General features: G+C 74.4%; 21 protein-coding genes and 1 pseudogene. 7 read left to right on the forward strand and 15 right to left on the reverse strand.

The genetic code is table 11. From position 1 onward, the window contains the following. Positions 1-187, forward strand: a pseudogene (locus ACFCY1_RS21955) (IS110 family transposase); the annotation flags it as partial. A 179-nt stretch (positions 188-366) separates the two neighbouring features. Here ACFCY1_RS21955 and ACFCY1_RS21960 read toward each other — a convergent pair. The 11 genes from ACFCY1_RS21960 to ACFCY1_RS22010 all read right to left on the reverse strand — a co-directional run bounded on the left by ACFCY1_RS21960 (position 367) and on the right by ACFCY1_RS22010 (position 11,446). Beyond that, a complete protein-coding gene (locus tag ACFCY1_RS21960; RefSeq protein ID WP_049652209.1) occupies positions 367-567 on the reverse strand; it encodes an MbtH family protein in 201 nt (66 codons plus the stop codon). A 97-nt stretch (positions 568-664) separates the two neighbouring features. After that, positions 665-1,993 (reverse strand): glutamate synthase-related protein, encoded by a 1,329-nt coding sequence (locus ACFCY1_RS21965; RefSeq protein WP_375875692.1) that lies wholly within the window; start codon positions 1,991-1,993, stop codon positions 665-667. Next, complete coding sequence (locus ACFCY1_RS21970) at positions 1,990-2,991, reverse strand: asparagine synthetase A (RefSeq protein ID WP_375875693.1); 1,002 nt, start codon at positions 2,989-2,991, stop codon at positions 1,990-1,992. The genes ACFCY1_RS21965 and ACFCY1_RS21970 overlap by 4 nt, the downstream gene beginning before the upstream one ends. A 62-nt stretch (positions 2,992-3,053) precedes the next feature. Further along, positions 3,054-4,349, reverse strand: coding sequence for a methylaspartate mutase (locus ACFCY1_RS21975; RefSeq protein WP_375875694.1), 1,296 nt, complete (start codon positions 4,347-4,349; stop codon positions 3,054-3,056). Continuing rightward, positions 4,346-4,846, reverse strand: a complete 501-nt coding sequence (locus ACFCY1_RS21980) for a cobalamin B12-binding domain-containing protein (protein WP_074005722.1) — start codon at positions 4,844-4,846, stop codon at positions 4,346-4,348. Before ACFCY1_RS21980 ends, ACFCY1_RS21975 begins: the two co-directional genes overlap by 4 nt. After that, the gene (locus tag ACFCY1_RS21985; protein ID WP_117492919.1) at positions 4,843-5,613 is read right to left on the reverse strand and encodes a thioesterase II family protein; all 771 of its coding nucleotides are present in this window, start codon (positions 5,611-5,613) and stop codon (positions 4,843-4,845) included. The genes ACFCY1_RS21980 and ACFCY1_RS21985 overlap by 4 nt, the downstream gene beginning before the upstream one ends. Continuing rightward, positions 5,610-7,418: an amino acid adenylation domain-containing protein gene (locus ACFCY1_RS21990; protein WP_375875695.1), complete on the reverse strand. Its 1,809-nt coding sequence runs from the start codon at positions 7,416-7,418 to the stop codon at positions 5,610-5,612. The genes ACFCY1_RS21985 and ACFCY1_RS21990 overlap by 4 nt, the downstream gene beginning before the upstream one ends. Continuing rightward, positions 7,415-8,446 (reverse strand): TauD/TfdA family dioxygenase, encoded by a 1,032-nt coding sequence (locus ACFCY1_RS21995; RefSeq protein ID WP_117492918.1) that lies wholly within the window; start codon positions 8,444-8,446, stop codon positions 7,415-7,417. Before ACFCY1_RS21995 ends, ACFCY1_RS21990 begins: the two co-directional genes overlap by 4 nt. An 825-nt stretch (positions 8,447-9,271) precedes the next feature. After that, entirely contained in the window at positions 9,272-9,673 is a 402-nt protein-coding gene (locus tag ACFCY1_RS22000) for a pyridoxamine 5'-phosphate oxidase family protein (RefSeq protein WP_049652217.1), read from the reverse strand. A gap of 61 nt (positions 9,674-9,734) precedes the next feature. Next, positions 9,735-10,364 (reverse strand): MBL fold metallo-hydrolase, encoded by a 630-nt coding sequence (locus ACFCY1_RS22005; RefSeq protein WP_117492917.1) that lies wholly within the window; start codon positions 10,362-10,364, stop codon positions 9,735-9,737. Continuing rightward, complete coding sequence (locus ACFCY1_RS22010) at positions 10,361-11,446, reverse strand: S-(hydroxymethyl)mycothiol dehydrogenase (protein WP_049652219.1); 1,086 nt, start codon at positions 11,444-11,446, stop codon at positions 10,361-10,363. Before ACFCY1_RS22010 ends, ACFCY1_RS22005 begins: the two co-directional genes overlap by 4 nt. A 654-nt stretch (positions 11,447-12,100) precedes the next feature. Between ACFCY1_RS22010 and ACFCY1_RS22015 the strand changes: the two genes are divergently transcribed. The 3 genes from ACFCY1_RS22015 to ACFCY1_RS22025 all read left to right on the forward strand — a co-directional run bounded on the left by ACFCY1_RS22015 (position 12,101) and on the right by ACFCY1_RS22025 (position 14,925). Further along, positions 12,101-13,315 carry a cytochrome P450 gene (locus ACFCY1_RS22015; RefSeq protein ID WP_049652220.1) on the forward strand — a complete coding sequence of 405 codons (1,215 nt, stop codon included), beginning with the start codon at positions 12,101-12,103 and terminating at the stop codon, positions 13,313-13,315. After that, positions 13,312-13,569, forward strand: coding sequence for a ferredoxin (locus ACFCY1_RS22020; protein ID WP_074005728.1), 258 nt, complete (start codon positions 13,312-13,314; stop codon positions 13,567-13,569). The genes ACFCY1_RS22015 and ACFCY1_RS22020 overlap by 4 nt, the downstream gene beginning before the upstream one ends. 165 nt (positions 13,570-13,734) lie before the next feature. After that, positions 13,735-14,925 (forward strand): MFS transporter, encoded by a 1,191-nt coding sequence (locus ACFCY1_RS22025; protein WP_375875696.1) that lies wholly within the window; start codon positions 13,735-13,737, stop codon positions 14,923-14,925. Between the two features lie 60 nt (positions 14,926-14,985). On the opposite strand, the gene ACFCY1_RS22030 is transcribed toward ACFCY1_RS22025, so the two are convergent. Then, a complete protein-coding gene (locus ACFCY1_RS22030; RefSeq protein ID WP_375875697.1) occupies positions 14,986-15,915 on the reverse strand; it encodes a LysR family transcriptional regulator in 930 nt (309 codons plus the stop codon). 9 nt (positions 15,916-15,924) lie between these two features. Next, a complete protein-coding gene (locus tag ACFCY1_RS22035; protein WP_375875698.1) occupies positions 15,925-17,172 on the reverse strand; it encodes an aminoglycoside phosphotransferase family protein in 1,248 nt (415 codons plus the stop codon). A gap of 96 nt (positions 17,173-17,268) precedes the next feature. Between ACFCY1_RS22035 and ACFCY1_RS22040 the strand changes: the two genes are divergently transcribed. Beyond that, a complete protein-coding gene (locus ACFCY1_RS22040; protein WP_234348702.1) occupies positions 17,269-17,445 on the forward strand; it encodes an AAA family ATPase in 177 nt (58 codons plus the stop codon). 15 nt (positions 17,446-17,460) lie between these two features. Here ACFCY1_RS22040 and ACFCY1_RS22045 read toward each other — a convergent pair whose 3' ends face one another. Further along, a complete protein-coding gene (locus ACFCY1_RS22045) occupies positions 17,461-18,318 on the reverse strand; it encodes a PhzF family phenazine biosynthesis protein (protein ID WP_049660217.1) in 858 nt (285 codons plus the stop codon). Positions 18,319-18,390: 72 nt separating this feature from the next. After that, on the reverse strand, positions 18,391-19,488 hold the full coding sequence (locus tag ACFCY1_RS22050) for a DUF5937 family protein (RefSeq protein WP_375875699.1): 1,098 nt from the start codon (positions 19,486-19,488) through the stop codon (positions 18,391-18,393). A 205-nt stretch (positions 19,489-19,693) separates the two neighbouring features. On the opposite strand from ACFCY1_RS22050, the gene ACFCY1_RS22055 reads away from it, so the two are divergent. Both ACFCY1_RS22055 and ACFCY1_RS22060 read left to right on the forward strand, forming a co-directional pair. Next, positions 19,694-20,965 carry an MFS transporter gene (locus ACFCY1_RS22055; RefSeq protein ID WP_375875700.1) on the forward strand — a complete coding sequence of 424 codons (1,272 nt, stop codon included), beginning with the start codon at positions 19,694-19,696 and terminating at the stop codon, positions 20,963-20,965. Positions 20,966-21,002: 37 nt separating this feature from the next. Then, positions 21,003-21,569: a hypothetical protein gene (locus tag ACFCY1_RS22060; RefSeq protein WP_049655393.1), complete on the forward strand. Its 567-nt coding sequence runs from the start codon at positions 21,003-21,005 to the stop codon at positions 21,567-21,569.

Below are 21,569 nucleotides of genomic sequence, written 5' to 3' on the forward strand. Positions count from 1 at the left end.
CCAGGTCGCCGCTGTCCACTGCCCCGTCTCGAAGGCGTTCTACCGGCGCAAGCGCGACGAGGGCAAGTCCCACAAGCAGGCCGTCCTGGCCCTCGCCAGGCGCCGTCTCAACGTGCTCTGGGCCCTCATACGCGACAGCCGCACCTTCGATGCAGTTGCGCCCAAGAACGCCGCCCCAGCGCAGTAAGGCAGTCACGAGGCGTCACCGCCCTGGCTTGACAACATCATTGGGAATCTCCCTCTGGTGCCTATCCGGCGGTGATCGATGCGCGTGACCGGCCGCCCCGGCCAGGTGCCTCGTCACCTGGCCGGGGCCGCACGCGGGTGTGCGAACGGAATGGAGGAAAAGGGGTCCGGGACCGCGGGTCAGCCGACCGTCGTCGGGCGCGGCGCCAGGTCGGTCCAGTGCTGCTCGATGTACTCCAGGCAGGCCTGGCGGTCGTTCTCGCCGAAGGCCGTGGTCCAGCCGGCCGGGACCGCGAGCACGTTCGGCCACAGGGAGTGCTGGTTCTGGTCGTTGACCAGGACCAGGTAGCGGCCCTCGGCGTCCTCGAACGGGTTCGTCACAGCGGTTCTCCTTCTGTACGGGAGGTACGGGATGCACAGGACGTGCGGGATGGACGGATCGGACGTTCACGCAAGCGAAGGGGCGGCGCCCCGTGTCCTACGGGTGGAGGTACGGCCCGGCCGTTTCCGGGAGCCAGACGTCCTCCGGGTCCAGGGCGGCGGGCGTGTACTTGCCCAACGCGCTGATCAGCAGCCGCAGTTCGAAGGCCAGACAGGCGACCAGCCGGGCGATGCCGTCCTGCGGGTCCTCGTCCGCCGCGAGCAGGGCCGCCCGGCCCAGCCCGACGGCGCGGGCGCCGAGCGCCAGGGCCTTCGCGGCCCGGGCGCCCTCCCACATCCGGCCCGAGGCCAGCAGGCAGTGCGACCTGGACGGCGGCCCCAGCCGGCGCAGGCACTCGCCCAGCGGCAGGCCCACCTGGTCGAGGAAGCTGCTGGGCGCCCAGCCGCTGCCGCCCTCGGCGCCGTCCACGGTCACCGAGTCCGCGCCGCTCGCCCAGGCCACGACCGCCGCCTCGTGGATGTCGCGCCCGGGCGGGAGCTTCACCCAGATCCGCGCGCGCGGATAGTTGTTGCGCATGAACCGGATCTGCTGGCGCAGGATCTCCGCCGTGAACGTGCCCGGGCTGCTGGACCGCAGTACCCGGTCGTCCTCGCCCTGCCCGTCGGCGAAGACGCTCTCGTCGGTGCTGTACCGATCCGCCAGCTGCGCCGCCACCGAGCGCTTCAGCACCGTCATCCCGCCGAGCCCGGGCTTGGCGCCCTGCCCCACCTTGAGTTCGAAGGCCAGGCGGCCGGACTCCAGCAGCGCCTTCGCGGCCGGGGCGCTGTAGATCTGGTTCCACACCTCGGCGTCCGCGTCCTCGGTGCTCTGCTGGAACGCCAACCCGCCCATGTCGTCCGGGAGTTCCTGCTCGTAGGCGCGCAGCCGGGCGAGCATGCTGTCGCCGGTGTCGGCGGAGGCGTCAGCGGAACCGCTGCCGGAGGCGCCGGCGAAGCCGTTGGTCGGCACCACGTTCTCGCCGATGACCAGCGGGATGCCCAGGCGTCCGGCCTGGCGGCTGGCCGCCAGGCCCAGTCCGGAGGAGGCGACCTGGGTGGAGCCGAAGGCCGACACGTACACCGGCAGCGACGAGCGGAACCCGCCGATGTCGGTGGCGAGTTCGACGTCGCCGTAGAGCGGTTCGCGGGCCAGGTCGGTGAGCTTCTCCAGCCGCTGGGGCACGAAGACCGGCGGGACCAGGCGCATCGCGTCCAGCGCGTCCCCGCCGCGGGGCGCCGCCGTCCGCGGCTCGCCGCCCGTGCCGCCGGCGCCGAACAGCGTCAGGCCGTAGCCGTCCGTCGAGGGGAACGCGCGGGCGGCGCCCTCCCTGGCCCGGGACCGGATCGCGGCCTCCGGGAACCCCGGGGCGCTCAGCACCCCACTCACGGCGAGACCACCCCGGGGACCTTCGGGAACGGGGTGGCCTGCCAGACCGCGTCCAGCCCGGCGACGTAGCGGGTGAGCCGCTCGATGCCGATCCCGAAGCCGGCGCTGCCCGGGATGCCCTCGCGGACCATCTTCAGGTACCACTCGTACTTGGCCGGGTTCTCGCCGCTCTCCCGCATCCGGGCGATGATCCGCGCGTAGTCGAACTCCCGCTCGCTGCCGCTGATCAGTTCGCCGAAGCCCTCGGGGGCGATGAGGTCGAAGTTGCGCAGGACCTCCGGGCGCTGCGGGTCCTCGCGGTCGTAGAAGCCGCGTGAGCCCTTGGGGTAGTCGACGATGAAGAACGGCGCGTCGGACTTGTGCGAGAGCAGGCCCTCGCCCTGCCAGTCGATCTCGGCGTCGTGGTTCTGCTCGTGGCCCAGCCGTGCCAGCTCGGCCATCGCCTCGCCGTGGCTGATCCGCTCGAAGGGGGTGTCGCGGGTGAGCAGCGGGGTGAAGGCGTCCGCGTCGCGGCCCAGGGCGTCCAGGTCGTCGCCCAGCGTCCGCACCACGCGCTCGACCGCCGCGGTCACGATGGACTGCGCCACCCCCATCGCGTCCTGCTGGGTGGCGCCGGCGATCTCCACGTCGAACTGGTGGAACTCCGCCAGGTGGCGGCCGATGTTCGCGGTCTCCAGGGGTTCGAGCCGGACGTTCGGCGCGACGTAGAACACCTTGTCGAAGGCGAGCAGCGACGCCTGCTTGTAGAGGATCGCGCTGGTCATCAGCTTGTAGCGGTGGCCGTAGAAGTCGACGTCCACCTGCTTGGCGCCCCGGCCACCCGGGTCCGTCACCGGTCCGATGATCGGCGGCAGCAGCTCCACGAACCCCTCGCTGAGGAGTAGTTCGCGGCCCGCCTGGACGATCTGGTTCTGGATCCGCAGCACGGACCGGGTCACGGGGTTCTTGAGGTGGTCCGGCAGTGCACCGGGCCGTGCAGACTCGAACTCGCTGGTCAAGGGGTCTCTTCCTTCGGTTCTCTGGTCCTGCGGTCTCTGGTTCTGCGGTTGTGGCAGGGGGTTCAGCCGGGGATCCCGGGGAGCCGGTCCAGCGTGGTGGCGGCGCGCTCGTCGAACGACCGCGCCACGTGGGACAGGGCCCGGAGCAGGTCCGAGGCGCTCATCGAGCGGTCGCCGGCGGATCGCCCGGACGGCCGGACGGGCAGGGCGCCGGTGTGCGACCAGCGCAGCCGCCCGTCGGACTCGATGTAGCTCCTGGCCCGCCCGGCGTTGTCCGGGTGCAGGCAGTACGGGACGTCCAGCAGTCCCCGGGCGAACGCCTCCACCAGGGCGGCGCCCACGTCCGTGTTCAGGCCGAGGACGGTGTCCACGAGCGCGGTCGCCTCGTCCAGGACCTCGCTGCCCGCCCCGGTGTCGGCCGGCGCCGATCCGCCCGCGTTCTGTGCGGCCAGCGCCGCGATCTCCAGGGCCTCGACGTTCTCCCGGACGGTGGGGATGCGGTGCGCCTCGGCCGCCGTCTTGACGATGAGCCGCTCCGCCCCGGTGCGGACCGCCAGCTCGGCGGCCTGCTCGAGCAGCAGCAGGGCACCGGAGCGGGTGCCGGGGTAGACCCCCATGTAGTTGTAGATCACGATGTGGCGGTCGACGTCCGGCAGCAGCGCGTCGGCGAGCCGGCGCAGGGCCAGCACCGCCTCCCGGTCCTGCTCGGCGTTGGTCTGCTGCGCGTAGCTCAGCGAGATGCTGCGCAGTCCGTGCTGGCGGAAGAACACGCCTTCCAGGACGCTGATCGCCACCAGCAGGCTGGGCGGGCAGAGCTGGCCGAGCATGCAGCCGCCGAAGGTCTCGACGTGCGGTTCGACGTCGCCGTCGCGGGCCCGGACCATCAGCTCGGAGGACCGTTCCCAGTTCCGCACCGCCTCGCGCAGCGGCAGGCGGCCGTACGGCAGGCAGTAGGAGACCGGGCCGCCTTCGGTGGTGTCGAGCCCCGCTTCCAGCGAGGCGGCGATGATGCCGTAGGGGCTGGCCGAGCCGTGCCGCACCTGGACCGGGAAGTCGCGCTCGCGCACGCCCTCCAGCACCCCCCGGTTGGTCGCCGGGGGGTGGGTCCTGATCGGGTACCCGTTGAGGTCGCCGCCGCCGTCGACGGCCCGCCGGGCGTCGGCGAGCTTGCCGAGCCGGGTGTAGCTGTCGAGGGTGATCGTGCCGACCGTGGTGGCGTTGGCCGCCTTGACGGCGACCAGCCCCTCCCGCATGGCCAGCGGGTCGCCGAAGCCCATCCGCGGCTGCACCACCAGGTTGCCCCGGGCGTGCGACCGTCGGACGAAGTCGGCGAACGCGTTGACCGGCGCGTCGTTCATGGCGTGGGGGCGGCGCGGAGCTCCTCCAGGACGCGGCCGGTCCGCCCCGCCTTCACGGCGCCGAGGGCGGAGACGTACCGCTCGAACTCCGGCAGTCCGGCCGACTCGTGGAAGACCGCGGAGAACCCGGCGTCCAGCAGCCGGCGCGTCATGGACTCGCCGCCCCCGCCGCCCGCCCCGGCCTGCAGCTGCCGGCCGGTGCCGAGCTTCCCGCCGATGACGATTGGCGTGTCGGCGAGCTCCGGGACGGCGCGCAGCTCCGCGACGGCGGACAGCCCGTCGCTCTCGCCGTGGCCGTTGACGCTGCTGAGCACGATGAGGTCGGGGGCCTCGCGCCGGCACTCCGCCGCCAGTTCCGCGCCCGGCAGGCACGGGCCGAGGTTGCGCACCCGGTGTCCCCAGTCCTCCAGTTGGAGCTGGAGGAAGACGAGGTTCCAGGTGTGGGAGTCCGACTCGGTGCCGCTGACGATCACGTCGAGGGTGGCGTCGGTGCTCACCGCCGGCTCCTCTCGCTCGGGTCGAGGGCGGCGATCCTGGAGGGCAGCGTCTTCCAGACCTCCGGGGTGTAGAAGTGCCCGCCGGGAAGGACGTCGTGGCGGTACTCGCCCAGGGCCAGCGCGCGCCACTGCTCGCCCGCGTTGGCCTCGATGACGTCGTCGTCGGCGCCCGAGAGCATCTGCACCGGCATGCTGACGGTGGCGCCCTCGGTGTACCGGAAGGTGTCCCGGACCCGGATGTCGGCGCGCATCAACTCGACGGCCATCTCCTGGAGTTCGGGGTCCTCCAGGACGTGCGCCGGCATCAGCCCGTGGGTCTTCATCCAGAGCAGCAGGCCGTCGTCGTCGTCCTGCTGGGACGGGAACATGTCGCGGGGCGTCAGCCCGCGGGCGGGCGCGTTGGCCGAGGAGACGACCAGGTTCAGCGGCAGCGGCCCGCCGGCGCTCTCGATCCGCGCGGCGACGTCGAAGGCCATCCAGCCGCCCATGCTGTGCCCGAAGAGCACGTACGGGCCGTCGACGGCGGAGAGCACGGCCGCGGTGGCGTCCTGGGCCAGCTCCTCCCAGTCGGTGGCGAAGTCCTCCAGGAACCTGCCCTCCCGGCCCGGGTAGCAGATCGCCGACAGGGCGATGTCGGCCGGGACGGCGTCGCCCCACAGGTGGTAGGAGGCCGTCCCGCCGCCGCAGAAGCCCAGGCAGATCAGCGTCAGCGCGGCTCCCTCCGGGCGCCGGATGCTGATGACGGTGGTGTCCTGTGCGGTGTTCACTTGCCCTCCGTCCGACGGGACTCCACGAAGGCCGCCAGCCCGCGCAGTTCGGGGTGCTGGTAGACCTCCTTCGTGGACACGGTGATGCCGAACTGCTTCTTCAGCCGGCCGATGACGCGCAGCGCGATGAGCGAGTGGCCGCCCAGCGAGAAGAAGTTGTCGGTGGGACTGATCCGCGGCCGGCCGAGCACCTCGGACCACACGCCGGCGATCAGGGTCTCGAACTCGCCCTGCGGCTCGTCCCCGGCCTCCTGTCCGCCGTCGGCCCACAGGGCCTCGTCCACGGCGGGCAGGGCCCCGTGGTCCACCTTGCCGTTCACGCTCAGCGGCATGGCCTCCAGCGTGACGAAGGCCGACGGGACCATGAACGACGGCAGCAGGCCGCCCAGGTGCTCCTGGAGCTCCCGGGTGTGCGGGGCGCTCCCGCCCTCGGGCACGACGTACCCGACCAGCTGGTCGCCGGCGGTCGCGGTGCCGTGCAGGACGACGGCGGCGGTCCTGACCCCCGGGTGCGCGGCGAGCGCGGCCTCGATCTCGCCCAGTTCCACCCGGTAGCCGCGGATCTTGATCTGCCGGTCGACCCGGCCGAGGTAGTCGATGGCGCCGTCCGGGCGCAGCCGCACCCGGTCGCCGGTGCGGTACATCCGGCGGCCGGTTCCGGTCGGATCGGCGACGAACCGCTGCGCGGTCAGCGCGGGCCGGCCGACGTAGCCGGTGGTCACGGAGAGCCCGGCCAGGTAGAGCTCGCCCGGCTCGCCGACGGGCGCGGCGCGCAGGTGCTCGTCGAGCACGTGGGCGGTGAACCCGGGCAGCGGGAGGCCGATGTGCGGGCCCTCGCCGGTGATCCAGCCCGCGGTGGCGTCCACCGTGCACTCGGTGGGGCCGTACAGGTTGATCGCCTCGACCGTCCCGGCGGCGCGGGCCTCGCCCAGCTCCCGCCAGACCTCGGCCGGCACCGGCTCGCCGCCCATGAACAGCCGCAGCACGCGGCCGTCGGCGGTGGGGGCGAGGAGGGCCTCGCGCAGCACCTCCCAGTGCGAGGGCGTCAGGTCCAGGTCGTCGACGGCGTGCTCGTCGAGCAGGGCGCGCAGCACGGCCGGGTCGGTGCGCTCGTTCTCGCCGATCACCACGATGCTGTCGCCCCGGCAGATCCGGGCCCACTGCTGGACGGAGGCGTCGAAGGAGATGCTCGCGTTCCAGGCCACCACGCGCGGCCGGTCGGCGTAGAAGCCGGCGTCCTCGAGGTCCGCGGCGAGCGCGGCCACGCCGCCCCGGGTGGCCTCGACGCCCTTGGGCGTCCCGGTCGAGCCGGAGGTGAAGATCACGTACGCCGGGTCGGCCGGGGCGGCCTGTGCCGCCGGCGCGTCCGCGGCCGGCGCGGCGAGGGCGTCCGCGAGGGTGAGGACGTCGACTCCGGCGGGCCAGGCGGGACCGTTGCCGGGCTCCGCCAGGACGGTCCGCAGGCCGGCGCTCGTCACCATGTGGGTGAGGCGCTCCTGCGGGTAGGCCGGGTCCAGCGGCACGTAGGCGCCGCCGATCCGCCACACGGCGAGCAGGGCGACGACGAGGTCCGCGCCGCGGTGCATGCTGACGCCCACCCGGGCGCCGCGGCCGAGCCCGAGCTCGGCCAGCCGCCCGGCCAACTGCCGTACGTCCTGGTCGAGTTCGGCGAAGGTCAGGGTGCGGTCGGTCCCGCGTACGGCCATCCGGTCCGGGGTCGATTCGACCGCCCGCCGGAAGCGGACCATCGGGTCGACGGGTACGGTCCGGGCTGCCGGGGCCAGGGGCTCCTCGGTGATGCTCACGCGGCACCGCCGGTCTCCGCCGAGGCCGCCACGGTGGGCCGGCAGTCGTCGAGCTCGACGGGGTTGCCCATCGCGACGACGATCTTCCGGTCGCCCCGGAACGGGTCGCGGCCGTGCGCCGTGAGCACGTTGTCGACGAGCATGACGTCGCCCGGCTGCCAGGCCTGACGCACCGTGGCCTCGGCGTAGGCGGTGTTGATGAGCTCGAGCTCGTCCCGGGTCAGGGGCTTCCCGTCGGCCACGCCGGTTTCGAACGGCAGGCCGTCCGCGCCGAATTCGTCCAGGAGCGTCTCGCGGAGTTCCTCGTCCAATGACCAGGAATTCCAGAAGGCCATGTGGTTGAACCAGACCTCCTCATCGGTGGCCGGGTGCCGGACGATACCGGGCCGCCGCTGCACCGTTTTCAGATTTCCCTCGCCGTCCCAGCGGCAGGAGATCAGGTTCTCCGCGCAGTACTGCTCGACGTCCTCGCGGCGCTCGGTCGCGAATGCCTTTTCCCAGCTCACGGAGATGTGTTCGGAGTAGCTCCGGTGCAGGGTCCAGCCGTGGGAGCGAATGCGCTCGACCAGGGGGGCGGGCAGGTGCCGCAGGACCTCCCGGCAATCCGCCACCGGCGTCGCCCCGCCTTCCTCGGGGGCGATGAGGCAGGCGAACATCAGGAGCCCGGGGAAAGTCAGGGTGTAGCTGTTCTCGTTGTGCATCCGGATCGACTGGGCCGGCGGCAGGTCGGTGGACGAGTAGACGTCGTTGCCGAAGCTGCTGCGCGGCGTCGCCTTCTCCCGGTAGGGCGTCCGCTGCGGGATGAGGACGTCCCGGACGAGCGCGAAGTCCTCGACGGAGGCGACCGGGAGGCCGCGCAGGTACAGCGCGCCGTACCTTTGAAGCGCGGTACGGAGGTCGGGCAGGATCGCGTTCAGCCACGCGCAGGCCGCTTCGGCGCCTTCGAATCGAGGGACGACCAGGGTCGCCGGCTTGCCCTCCTCGAGGGTCCATTCCAGTTCTTGTGGCGCGGTGCTTGCAGAAGACATGACTCGATGCACCTTCCTCATGACGGAGCGCCACGGCGTGGTTCCGTGGTCGCCCCGGGGCAAGTTGAATCGTGATCAGAACCTCTGACCCGAGAACACGGTCATCGACCCGCGGGGGGTCGTCGTGCCGGGTCGCCAGGGAATTCGCGCGGCCCGGTTCAAGGGCCGACATCAGGACGGTTCGGCGGGGTGTCGCTGTTTCCGCCACCGGCGGCAGTGAATGGGCAGCCCAAGAGGCCGGCTCCGCAACGCCCGAAAAGGCGTCGACGAGCCGCTACCCGGGACCGTCAGGCCACCCCTGGCCGCACGTGCGGACTACCGGTACCGTAGCTCCGACCGGAGAACGTCGGGCTGCCGTCCGGCACGCCCGCACACCGATCCATTCCCCCCTCCCGAGTGCTCACATTCAGGTGCGGCGGAATCGCGCACCCGGTGTCGTTCCCCCCGAGCTGCCGAGGCGGGTGCAGTACTCCCCCATCGCCTCGCATTGACCGTGCACCGCCAATCAGATCACACCAATGCGCCGCCGTGGAAGAAGTAGCAGAGGCAAGTTCGGAATCTTTAATGTCACATTCACGTCACCGACAGTGACGATTCCCTTACCGTATGGGGCAATTCCCGTGCTGAGGGCGACGGGACACCGCCGTCGCCCGTCCGGCAACGGCGGCAACACCGGTACCAGAAGTCGGAGTTCCGCTTCCGGAACAGCGGCGCCCGGGCCGCCCTCCGGAGCGGGCACGCTCGGGCCCGCTCCGGAGCAGGCGCACTCGGACCCGTCCTCCGGAGCAGCGGCCGGCCCGGGCCCGTCCCTCCCGGCCGGCGCGCTCAGGCCCGCCCGAGGACGCGGTCGACGGCGATCTCGATGACCACCCGGTCCGGGTTGACCCGCGGCTCGCGGTAGCGCTCGGCGTACCGGCGCTCCGCCTCGGCGACCTGCTCGGGCTCCTCCCGGACGACCGCCACGCCCTCCAGCGTCGACCAGCGAGCCCCTGCGACCTGGCAGACCGCGACGCGCAGGCCCTCGGGCCCGGCCTCGGCGACGTTGCGGGCCTTGCGGCTGGTGCGGCTGGTGATCACCCGGGCGGTCCCCGTCTCCGGCTGGTACGTCACACCGACCGGCACCACGTGCGGCGTGCCGTCCGGGCGGGTGGTGGTCAGCGTGGAGATGTGCCGTTCCCGCCAGAAGGCGAGGAAGGATTCGTCGAGGTCGCGCGGGTCGTGGGCCATGCCCGCGATCGTACGGCCCCCGGGGAACGGTCGTTCCCCGGGGGCCGTACGGGCAGCGGCGTCAGTGCCCGCGCGCGATCCACTCCGGCAGGGCCGGGGCCTCGGCGCCGATGGTGGTCGGGTCGCCGTGGCCGGTGCGCACCACGGTCTCGGCCGGGAGCGTCAGCAGCCGCTCGCGGATCGAGTCGACGATCGTCGGGAAGTGCGAGAACGACCGGCCGGTGGCACCGGGACCGCCCTGGAACAGGGTGTCGCCGGTGAAGACGGTGCCCAGCGCGGGCGCGTACAGGCAGACCGCGCCCGGCGCGTGGCCCGGGGTGTGCAGCACCGTCAGCTCGGTGCCCGCCACCTCGATCCGCTGGCCGTCGGCCAGTTCGCCGTCCGGCAGCCGCTCGGGGTGGGTGAGCTTCCACAGCGGCAGGTCGTCCGGGTGCAGCAGGATCGGCGCACCGGTGCGGTCGGCGAGGGCCGGGGCCGCGTCGATGTGGTCGTTGTGCGCGTGGGTGGAGACGATCGCCAGCAGCCGGCGCCCGCCGAGCGCGGCCTCGATGGCCTCGGCGTCGTGCGCGGCGTCGATCACCACCGCCTCCTCGTCGTTCCCGACGATCCAGACGTTGTTCTCCACCTCCCAGCTGCCGCCGTCGAGTTCGAAGGTCCCGGCGGTCACCAGCCGGTCGATCCGCGCGGTCACAGGATCACCACCGAGCGGAGGACGTCGCCCTGGTGCATGCGCTCGAAGGCCTGCTCCACGGCGTCCAGCCCGATGGTCTCGGTGACGAAGGCGCCGAGGTCCAGGCGGCCCTGGAGGTAGAGGTCGACGAGCATCGGGAAGTCCCGCGAGGGCAGGCAGTCGCCGTACCAGGAGGACTTCAGCGCGCCGCCGCGGCCGAAGACGTCGAGCAGCGGAAGCTCCAGCGTCATCTCCGGGGTCGGCACGCCGACCAGGACGACGGTGCCGGCCAGGTCGCGGGCGTAGAAGGCCTGCTTGTACGTCTCCGGGCGGCCGACCGCCTCGACCACCACGTCCGCGCCGTTGCCGCCGGTCAGCTCGCGGATCGCCTCGACCGGGTCGGTGGTGCGGGAGTTGACGGTGTGGGTGGCGCCCAGCTTGCGGGCGGTCTCCAGCTTGCGGTCGTCGATGTCGACCGCGATGATCTTCGCCGCGCCCGCCAGCCGGGAGCCCATCACGGCCGCGCCGCCGACGCCGCCGCAGCCGATGACCGCGACCGAGTCGCCCCGGCCGACGTTGCCGGTGTTGATCGCGGCGCCGAGGCCCGCCATCACGCCGCAGCCCAGCAGGCCCGCGACGGCCGGCTCGGCCGCCGGGTCCACCTTGGTGCACTGGCCGGCCGCGACCAGGGTCTTCTCGGCGAACGCGCCGATGCCCAGCGCCGGGGACAGCTCGGTGCCGTCCAGCAGCGTCATCCGCTGCTTGGCGTTGTGGGTGTTGAAGCAGTACTGCGGGCGGCCCCGCTTGCACGCGCGACACTGGCCGCACACCGCGCGCCAGTTGAGGACCACGAAGTCACCGGGCTCGACCTCGGTGACGCCCTCGCCGACCGACTCCACGATGCCCGCGGCCTCGTGGCCGAGCAGGAACGGGAACTCGTCGTTGATGCCGCCCTCCCGGTAATGGAGGTCGGTGTGGCAGACGCCGCACGCCTGGATCCGGACCACCGCCTCACCCGGGCCAGGGTCCGGCACCACGATCGTGGCCACCTCCACGGGCGCGCCCTTGGCGCGCGCGATGACTGCCTTGACCTGCTGGGGCATCCGATTCCACCTCCGTCTGCCGGTGCGGCTCTGCACCGGTCTGACCTGCGACAAACGACTGCAAGACGAACTGCCCACGAAGCGTATCGCCCACCCGGCCGCCCACCGGCGGAGCGCCCGGGGCGATCCTCCGCGGCACGGTGTGCTAGGGGCCCACCCCACCCGCCGACGGCCTGTCCGCCGGCGTGGAAGCGGCTCACGACCTCTCCGGTGGCACGTGCCGGCCGGGTATCCGCCGGGGGCCCGGCGACAGTCCGGCGCGGCCGTGGCGGTGGGGGCGCATAGGTGGCACTGAGCGCCCGTCCGTGCGCCTCGAAGTGCCCGGAAAGCACCGGCGTTGGCTGGAAGTGCCGCAGACGGGCGCCCCGCCAGCCACGTACGGTCGTAGCTGAGACGGTCCAAGCGACCACGCTCAGCACACCCGCCCCACCCGTCGGCGCGTGACCCTGCGCCGGCCGCGCCGGATGCGTACCGACCGTGCGCCGCCGCACATTTCGCGCCAGACCCCCGCAATTCCCCCCGTAGGAGCCCGACCGAACCCCGGCCCGTGTCGAGCCGCCAGCCGGCCGCATCACCCGTCCCCCGCACCATCCCCGGATTCACCCCCCGTCGGGTCGCGCCCCGCGGCCCACCGTCCTGGAGTCTGGAGTACGGATGTCCACCGAGAACAGTGCGACCAGCGCCGGCACCGCCCCGCTCCCCCCGCTGCACTGCATGCGCCGGCTCGAACCCGGCCCGCCCCGCCTCGCCGCGCTGCCCACCGGCACGCCGGTCTGGCTGGTCAGCCGGCACGCCGACGTGCGCCAGGTGCTGACCGACCCGCGGCTGGGCCGCGCCCCGCTCTACGCGCCGGACGCCCCGCCGGTCACGGTCACGCCCAACATCCTGGACGATCCCCAGAGCATGCTGAACATCGACGGCACCGAGCACCAGCGGCTGCGCCGCACCGTGCAGCGGGCCTTCACCCCGCGCGCGATCGAGCGCTGGCGGCCGTGGGTGGCCTCGGCCGTCGAGTCGCTGATCGACGAGCTGATCGACCACGGCTCCCCCGCCGACATCATCGCGGGCTACTCCCGCCCGCTGCCGGTCGCGGTGATCAGCCGGCTGATGAACCTGGACAACCTGGACAGCAAGCGGCTCGCGCACTGGAGCGACCACGCGCTCTCCGCCACCGCCTACAGCGCCGAGGCGATCGCCACCGCGATGACCGAGTTCGCCGCCTTCGGCTCCGAGGTGATCGCCCAGCGCCGGGCCGCCCCCGGCGAGGACCTGGTCAGCGGCCTGCTCGCGGCCGCCGCCGAGGACGGCTCGATCACCGAGGGCCAGCTGGTCGCGCTGGTCATCGGCCTGGTCGTGGCCGGCCACGAGACCACCATGACCAGCCTCGGCAACGCCCTGGTCTACCTGCTCCAAGACGACCGCGAGGCCTGGCAGCGGCTCGCCTCCGACGAGGCCAGCGCCGTCGCCGCGACCGAGCAGCTGCTGCGCGCCGTCCCGCTCGGCGACCCCCAGGAGCACCTGCCCGGGCTGATGCGCCGCACCGTCGAGGACGTCGAGATCGGCGGCGTGGTCATCCCGGCCGGCAGCGTGGTCGCCGCCGACGCGGCCGCCGCCAACCACGACCCGGAGATCTTCACCGGGGACCTGCGCACCGAGCTGTTCTCCCCGCTGGCCGCTCCCACCCTCACCTTCGGCGCCGGCCCGCACCACTGCCTGGGCGCCTGGCTGGCCCGGATGGAGCTGGAACTCGCCCTGCACCGGCTGGCCCGCCGGCTGCCCGCGCTGCGGCTGGCCGACCCGGTCGAGCGGATCGACTGGCGGCGCGGCCTGCTCACCCGCAGCCCGAACTCCCTGCGGGTGGTCTGGTGACGGGCCGCGCGGACACCGATCCGGTGCTCGTCCGGGTCGACCGGGACCGCTGCATCGGCTCCGGGATGTGCGCCCTCAGCGCCCCCGACTCGCTGGCCCTCGGCGCCGACGGACTGGCCGCGCCGCTGGCCGGGTACGCGGACGGCGGCGCGGAGTTGACGGACGGGCTGAGCGAGGCCGTGGACTACTGCCCGGTCGAGGCGCTCAGCCTCCACTCGGCGCGCGGCGGCTACCGGATCGCCCCGGCGGAGTGACCCGGCGCCGGTGGCGCCCGACCGCGGTCGTTCGCGGCGGGCGCCGTCGGCGCGCTTCCCGAAGCCGCCGGGCCTTCCCGGCACTGTCAACCGATTAGCCGGGCTCATGGGTCGATGAGCTTATCGATCTTGTTCGGCCCCTCCGCCCGCTGGTGGGCTGGCCCTATGACAAACGCCGAAGCCCTCGCCCCACCAGCCGCCCCACCCACCGCGCACCGCTGGCCCCCGGTCCTCGCCGTCGCACTCGCCACCTTCACCGTGGTGTCCTCCGAGATGATGCCGGTCGGCCTGCTCACCCCGATGTCCCACAGCCTCGGGGTCACCGACGGGGTCACCGGCCTCTCCCTCACCATCACCGGCCTGATCGCCGCCGCCCTCTCCCCCTTCGCCCCGCTGCTCGTCGGCGCGCGCGACCGCCGGACCGTCCTGGTCGCCTTCATGCTGCTGCTCGGCCTGGCCAACGCGGTCACCGCGCTGGCGCCGGACTTCGCGGTGCTGGCCGCCGGCCGCGTCCTGCTCGGCGCCGCCATGGGCATCGTCTGGGGCCTCGCCACGAGCGTCGGCCCGCGCCTCGCCGACGGCCCGCGCCTCGCGCTCACCATGACGCTGATCTTCTCCGGCGTCTCCATCGCCTCGGTCCTCGGCGTCCCGCTGGGCACCTACCTGGCCGCGCTGCTCGACTGGCGCGCCGCGTTCTGGGCGCTCGCCCTGCTCGGCGCCGCCTCCGCCGCCGTCCTCGCCGCCACCCTGCCCGCGCTGCCCGTGCACGAGCGCGGACGGCTCGGCGGACTGGCCGGCGCCCTGCGCCACCGGGGCGTCGCCGCCGGGATCGCGATCACCGCCTTCGTCGTGCTCGGACACTTCGCCGGCTACACCTACATCCGCCCGGTCCTCGAAGCCGACGCGGGCCTGAGCACCGGCGTGATCGCCGCCTGCCTGCTGGTGTACGGACTCGCGGGCGTCGCCGGGAACTTCACCCTCGGCCCGCTGTCCGGGCGCCGCCCGAAGACCGCGGTCGTCCTCGCCCTGGCCGGCGTCGCCCTGGCCGCCGCCCTGCTCGCGTACGCCGGCGGCGTCGTCACCGTCCTGCTCGTCCTGGTCGTCTGGGGCGCCTCGTACGGCGGGGTGTCGGTCTCCACCCAGGCCTGGGTCCGCACCGCCGACCCGGCCCGGATCGAGGCCTCGGCGGCGGTCTGGGCGGGCGTGTTCAACGCGGGCATCGCGCTCGGCTCCTTCGCCGGCGGACTGGTCGTCGACCGGGCCGGGAACCGCGCCGTCCTGCTCACCGCGGCCGGGCTGGCGGCCGTCGGACTGCTGATCGCCCTGCTCTCCCGGCCCGACGACCGGCGGCCCTGACGGCGGCCCGATCACCGGCCCGGCCCGCGGCCCGACCGGCCCCTCTGATTCCCCGCGGGCTCAGTCGAGGAGCCCGGCCAGCAGCTCGACGAACCCGGCCGCCAGCCGGTGCGGCCGCCGCTCGTGCTGGACCACCTCCAGCGCCGTCGGCCCCAGCCCGGGCACCGGCAGGAAGCGGATGTCCGGCCGCCGGACGTACGCCGTGCTGCGCTCGCACAGCAGCAGCCCCTGACGGGTGCCGGCCACCATCGACAGGCCCTCCTGGATGGTGGCCGCACCCGCCGGGTAGGCCAGCTCGCGCCCACCCGGCGTCCGCCGGGGTGCCTGCGCCCACCGCCAGTACTCGGGCGCCGGGCCGCGCGGCTCGATCAACGGCACCCCGGCCAGCTCCTCCGCGCCCACCCCGTCCGCGCCGTCCGCCCCGCCGAGGCGCCGCTCGGCGGAGACCGCCAGGTACACCGGCTGGCGGGAGAACTCCATCAGCACGTCCAGGCCCGGCTCCCGGCACGGGGCGAGCACGATCGCCAGGTCCACCTCGCCCCGGGCGAGGTGCGAGAACGGGTCCGCCCACGGCAGTTCGACCAGCTGCACCGTGCCCTCCGGCAGGCGCGCCAGCACCCGGGCGACCGGCTCGTACACCGCGCACTGGAAGCCCAGCCGCAGCGGCCGCGCGGTGGCCGCGGCGGCCCGGGCCGCGTCGTAGCCCTCCCGGAGCCGCTCGAAGGCGGGCACCACCTGCTCGGCCAGCGCCCGCCCCAGTTCGGTCAACTCGACCCGGCGGCTGGTCCGTTGGAACACCGGTGCGCCGACCCTGCTCTCCAGGCGCTTGATCAGCTGGGAGACCCGCCCCTGCGAGACGCCGAGGCGCTCCGCCGTCCGCCCGAAGTGCAACTGGTGGACGAGGACCGCGAAGCACTCCAGCTCCTGCAGCGGCAGCTCGGGCAGGACGGGAGTCCCGGAGGCTCCGGGGGCCGGCGTCGGTCGTTCCACCTCGGCAGTCTACGCGGGCCGACCGGCCGCTCCGCAGGCCAGCAGGGCGCGCAGCTCGGCGGCCGGGTCGCCCTCGTGGTACGGGCGTTCGCTCTGCTCGATGTGGTCCAGGAACTCCTGGTACCGCAGGGCGTAGGACAGGTGGTAGAGCGGCTCGGCGAGTTCGAGGGCGCGCCGCGGGTCGGAGCCGGGGGCGTGGCGCTGCCAGGCCTCCGTCCAGACCCGGACGTGGTGCTGCCAGGCCTCCTCGCCGAGGTAGGCGCGCGGGCGCAGCCCGTCCAGGGCGGGGTGGCCGAGGCAGGAGTCGGCGTAGTCGACGACCACCGTGCCGGCGCCGTCGGAGCGCCAGTTGCCGGGGTGGAAGTCGCCGTGCAGCAGCGTCTCCGGCAGGCCGCAGTCGGCGAGCCGGTCCAGCAGCCCGGGCAGGTCGGCGGCGAAGGCGGCCAGCCGGTCCAGCTCCTCGGGCGTGAGGTCGGTCTCCTCGGCGAACCGGTCCGACAGGGCCGCCAGCTGGGCCGCCAGGGCGCGCGGGGTGCGGTCGCGCAGGCCGGCCAGGTCGGCCGGGCGGTCCGCGAGCGCGGCCTGGGCGGCGACGAGGCGGGGGACGACGTCGGCCACCGTCCCGGCGGAGGGGCTCCAGCAGTCCTCGCCGGGGACGTGGTCGAGCAGCAGCCGGCCAGCGGAGGGGTCGGCGGCGAGGACGGTCGGCACGAGCCCGCGGTCCACGCCGCCGAGCAGCGCGATGACCTCGCCCTCGTGGGCGTTGAACGCGGGCGTCGTGGTCTTCAGCCAGGCGTCGGCGCCGGTGGCGGTGGGGAGGCGGAACAGGCCGGAGAGGTTCCAGGTCCGGATCTGCCGCGCGGGCCCGGCCGACGGACGGCCGACGGCGGCGAGCCGTGCCTCCGCCCAGTCCAGCGCCTCCCGCAGGCCGTCGGGCGTGGCCCAGGCGGCGCGGCGCTCGGCGGGGCCGAGCAGCGCGGCCGTCCCGTCGTCCGGGGCGCCGGCCGTGAGGGCGGTCGGCCGGCGCAGCGCCTCGGCGTGGTAGCGGACCCGCCCGCCGTGGCCCGGGTCCTCGCTCCGGCCTTCGACCAGGCGGGCCACCAGCACCGGCACCCCGGCCTCCTCGGTCGCCCGCGCGACCACCCCGTCCACCGAGGACCACCAGCCGACCTCCACCTCGAACGGGCCCAACTGCCCGAAGTGCTCGTCGCCGTAGGTGAGATCGACCGTCACGGTCCGGTTGCTCGCTCGCTGCATCGGAGCAGCTTCGCCCACCGGAGCGGCTCGGCGCGAACGAATTTCCGCCCGCCCGGAACGGGGCGGAGCCGCCCCACCCGGGGCTAACCTGGGCCGGTGACACGGCGATCGGGCACGGTGGTGCTGATGTGCGGTCTGCCCGGGGCGGGCAAGACCACGTATGCGATGGGCCTCGTCCGGCGGGGCTACGCGCGGCTGTCGATCGACGAGGTGGTCTGGGAGCGGCTCGGGCGGTGCGATGCCGGGCTGGTCCTGCCGCAGCCCCCGCCCTGAGGTCCTGAACAGGCCCTACCGGATCGCCACCGCCGTGCCGGAGACCCGCACCCGGGTGTCCTCGGCCCGCAGTTCGACCCGCAGGACGCCCGGGCGGCCCAGGTCCTCGCCCTGGTGCAGGGTGAGCACCGCCGGGGCCGTCACCGCGCCGAGCTCCCGCAGGTAGGCGCCGAAGGCGGCCGCGGCGGCGCCGGTGGCCGGGTCCTCGACCACGCCGCCGACCGGGAACGGGTCGCGGACGTGGAAGACCTCGGGGGCCTCCCGCCAGGCGAGCTGCAGGGTGGTCAGGTCGCGGGCGCGCATGTGGGCGGCGAGGCCGTCGAAGTCGTAGTCGAGCCGGGCCAGCCGCTCGCGGGTGGCGACCGGCAGGACGAGGTGGCGGGCGCCCGCGTAGGCGACGCGGGGCGGCAGGGCCGGGTCGAGGTCGGCGGCGGACCAGCCGAGCAGGGCGAGCGCCTCCGCGACGTCGGCCGCCGGCACCTCCTCGACCTTCGGCTCGACGCTGGTGAGGGTGGCGCGCAGCAGCCCGTCGGCCCCGCGCTCGACCCCGACCGGGACGTCCCCGGCCGCGGTCACGAAGACGTACCGCCCGGGGCCGACGTGCTCGGCGAGGGCGACGGCGGCGCCGACCGTCGCGTGCCCGCAGAACGGCACCTCGGCGAGCGGGCTGAAGTACCGTACGCGGTAGGCCCCTTCGGCCGGGCCGGCGGTCAGGAAGGCGGTCTCGGAGTACCCGATCTCGGCGGCGACGGCGAGCATCCGCTCGTCGGTCAGCCCGGTGGCGTCGAGCACCACGCCGGCCGGGTTGCCGCCCTCGGGGCGGGTCGCGAAGGCGGCGTAGCGGAGGATCTCAGGAGCGGCGTCGTCGGTCATGATCGGACGAACGCCTGCCGCTCGTCCGCTGTTCCCGCCCACCGGAGCACCGCTTCCACCGGAGCGGGGCCCTCACCGCAGCACCGCCTCCAGGAAGTCCGAGCCGAGCCGGGCGCTGCCCGCCAGGTCGAGCTCGTAGAGCATGTACCGTCCGCGCCGCCGGGTCGTCAGCAGCCCGGCCTTGCGCAGCACGGCCAGGTGCCGGGACACCTCGGGCGCGCTGAGCTGCCAGGCGGAGGCCAGTTCGCCGGTGGTGTGCGGGCCGCGGGCCATGGTGCGGGCGAGGCGCAGCCGGACGGGGTGGGCGAGCGCCTCCAGGCGCTGCTGGACGAGGGCGAGCGAGACGGGCTCGGGCAGGCCGGCCTCGGCGACGGGGTACTGGAGGACGGGCCGCCAGCCGCTCGCGTGCACCACCAGCAGGTGCGGGCGGCCGAAGGCGGTCGGGATGAAGGTGACGCCCCCGGAGTCGGTGCCGCTGGTGGCACTGTCCTGGAGCTTGTCGATGACGATCCGGCGCCGTCCGTCCCCGCCCTGGTCGAGCGTGACGGAGGGCGAGACGTCGGCGAGCGCCTCGGCGAGGCCGCGGCGGGCGAGCAGGTCGGCCTTGCGCCGGGCGTCGGCGGCGAGGTCGGGCAGGACGCGCTGCCAGGCGTCGGCGAAGAACGCGGACCGGCAGTCCTCCAGCATCCGCCGCACCAGGGCCCGGACGGCCGGCGGGTCGGTGAGCAGCCGGTCGGCGAAGGCGGCCTGCCGGGGGCCGCGGGCGAGGGCGAGTTCCCGGGCCCGCTCGTTGGCGTCCGGGTCGGTGAGCGGGGAGCCCATCCGGCGGGTGAGCCGGGAGGAGCCGCAGGTGGTGATGAGGGCGGCGGCGACGTACAGCTCGTCGTCGATCCGGTCGATGGCGTCGAGCTCCTCGTCGAGCGTGGCGCCGGGCAGGCCGGGGACGAGGAAGTCGGCGCGCGAGGAGCGCCAGAGGAAGTCGGCCTCCAGGAGCCGTTCGGACAGCTCGGGCGGGATCACGGCGGCGGTGCAGCCGGCCCAGCCGTGCAGCGCGGGGTGGTGCGCGGGCTCGGCGAGCACGTGCAGCATGGCGTTCAGCTCGCCGAGCGGGGAGGGCGTGAAGAGCAGGCGCTCGTCGGGCAGGCCGGTGATGTCGATCGTCAGGCTCATGCGCCCGCCTCTCCCCCGGCCTCCGGCCGGGGGTACCCCCGGCGCTCCGCAGGGGCATGCGCCCACGCGCTGTTCCTGATGGTTCGCTCGCTCAGCTCACTCACGCGTTCGATCCTGTCACCCCGCCCGACGGCCTCCGCCGCGGATTGACGGTAAGCGTCAATCCGCGTGCCAGGCGGTCCGACCTGGGCGGACGGTACCGGCCATGAGCCTGATCCGGGAGAAGTCCGTCCACGACCACGCGGCCGCCCGCCACGGCGAGCCGCCCGCCCCGCCGATCGGCACGGGCCGCCGGGGGCCGTCCGCGCTGCTGGGCCTGCTGACCGCCGCCGGCGGGCCCCGGTACGCCGTCGCGCTGGCGGTGGACGCGGTGGGCGGCGGCCTGCTGCGGCCGTTCCTGCTGCTGTACGGCATCGGCGTGCTGCACCTCGGCGCGGGGGCGGCCGGGCTGGCGCTGTCCGCCGGGATGGTGGCGGGCCTGCTGGTGGTGCCGCTGACCGGCCGCTGGATCGACCGCGGCGCCCGCACCCTGCCCGCCGCCGTCACCCTGCTGGTGCGGGCGGCGGGTGCGCTGGCGCTGCTGCTCGCGGACGGCCAGCCGGGGTTCACCGCGGCGGCGGTGCTGTTCGGGGTGGGCAGCCAGTCCTGGCCGACCACCCACGCGGCCGTGGTGAGCACGCTGACCGAGGGCCGGCTGCGGGACGCCGCGCTGGCCGCCGGGCGGTCGCTGCGCAACGCCGGGATGGGCGCGGGCGCGCTGCTGGCCACCGTGGCGGTGAGCGGCGGAACGGGTGTGATCCGGCTGCTGGCCGGGGTGACAGGCGCGGCCTGCCTGGTCGCGGCCGCCCTGGTGGGCTCGCTGCGGGTGCGGGCCCCACGGCAGGAGCGGCCGGCGGACACCCGGGAGCGGGCGGAGCCGCTGCGCCGGATCACCCTGCTGAGCCTCGCCAACGTGCCGTACGCGTTCTGCTTCGACGTGCTGGAGGTGGCGCTGCCCGCGCTGCTGGTGCTGCACCTGCACGCCTCACCGGCCTGGTCCTCGGGCGTCTTCGTCGGCAACACGGTGCTGGTGATCGCCCTGCAGCTGGCGCTGGTGCTGAAGCTGGCGGACCGTTCGCGGCACACCGTGCTGGCGGCCTCGGGGGCACTGCTGGCGGTGTCGTACCTGGCCTTCTGGGCGGTCGGCTCGCTGGGCGGCGTGCCGGGGGCGGCGGGCGTCGCGGCGGTCTCGGTGCTGTACACGCTGGGCGAGATCCTCTACACCGGCTCGGGGACGGCGCTGGTGGCGTCCGTCGCCCCGCCGCACCTGCTCGGCCGGGCACTGGCGCGCTGGGAGCTGTCCTCGGGAGTGGGGCGGGCGGCCGCGCCGGCCGTGCTGACGGCGCTGCTGGCCGCCGGACCGGGGGCGCTGTGGGCGTCGCTCGCCGCCGCCACGGCGCTGGGGGCGCTGGCGGTGCTGCGGCTGGGTCCGCGGTGAAGGCCGTGGCCCCGACCCCGGTGGGATGATCGGCCCCATGGCTCTCACCCCGCACCAGCAGCACCTTCGCGACCGGATCATGGCCGCCGGGGTGACCGCTCCGCCGGAGCCGTGGCGGCCCGTCGGCCGGGGGATGATCGCGGTCGGCGGACTGCTCGGCATCGGCTTCGCCGTCCACCCGGAGAGCGGGCACGACCTGGTGCTGACGGTCTCGCACAGCGGCCACGGCCTGTTCGACGCGGTGACCGGCCTCAAGCTGGCCCGCGACCACGAACCCGCCGAGGACCCGGACGGCCAGGACCTCGCCTGCCCCGGCCTCGGCCAGGTCGCGGACGTGCGCATCCCGGTGGCGGGGACGTGGGGCGGCGGGCTGCACACCGCCGCCGACGGGGGCTGGCACATCGAGGTGGTCGCGCCGGAGTGGCCGCACCACCGGGTGCTGCTCGCCAGCGGCCGGGGGCCGTGGCAGGGCGAGCACGGCGAGAGCTGGTGGCTGGTCCTCGACTCCTCCTGGTCCACCTTCCGCGCGGCCGGCTTCTCCCCGACCGGCCGGACCCTCGCGGTGGCCACCAGCAGCGACCTCACGCTCTGGACCCGCGGCTAG

The sequence above is a fragment of the Kitasatospora sp. NPDC056273 genome (assembly GCF_042268845.1).
Taxonomy (GTDB): Bacteria; Actinomycetota; Actinomycetes; order Streptomycetales; family Streptomycetaceae; genus Kitasatospora.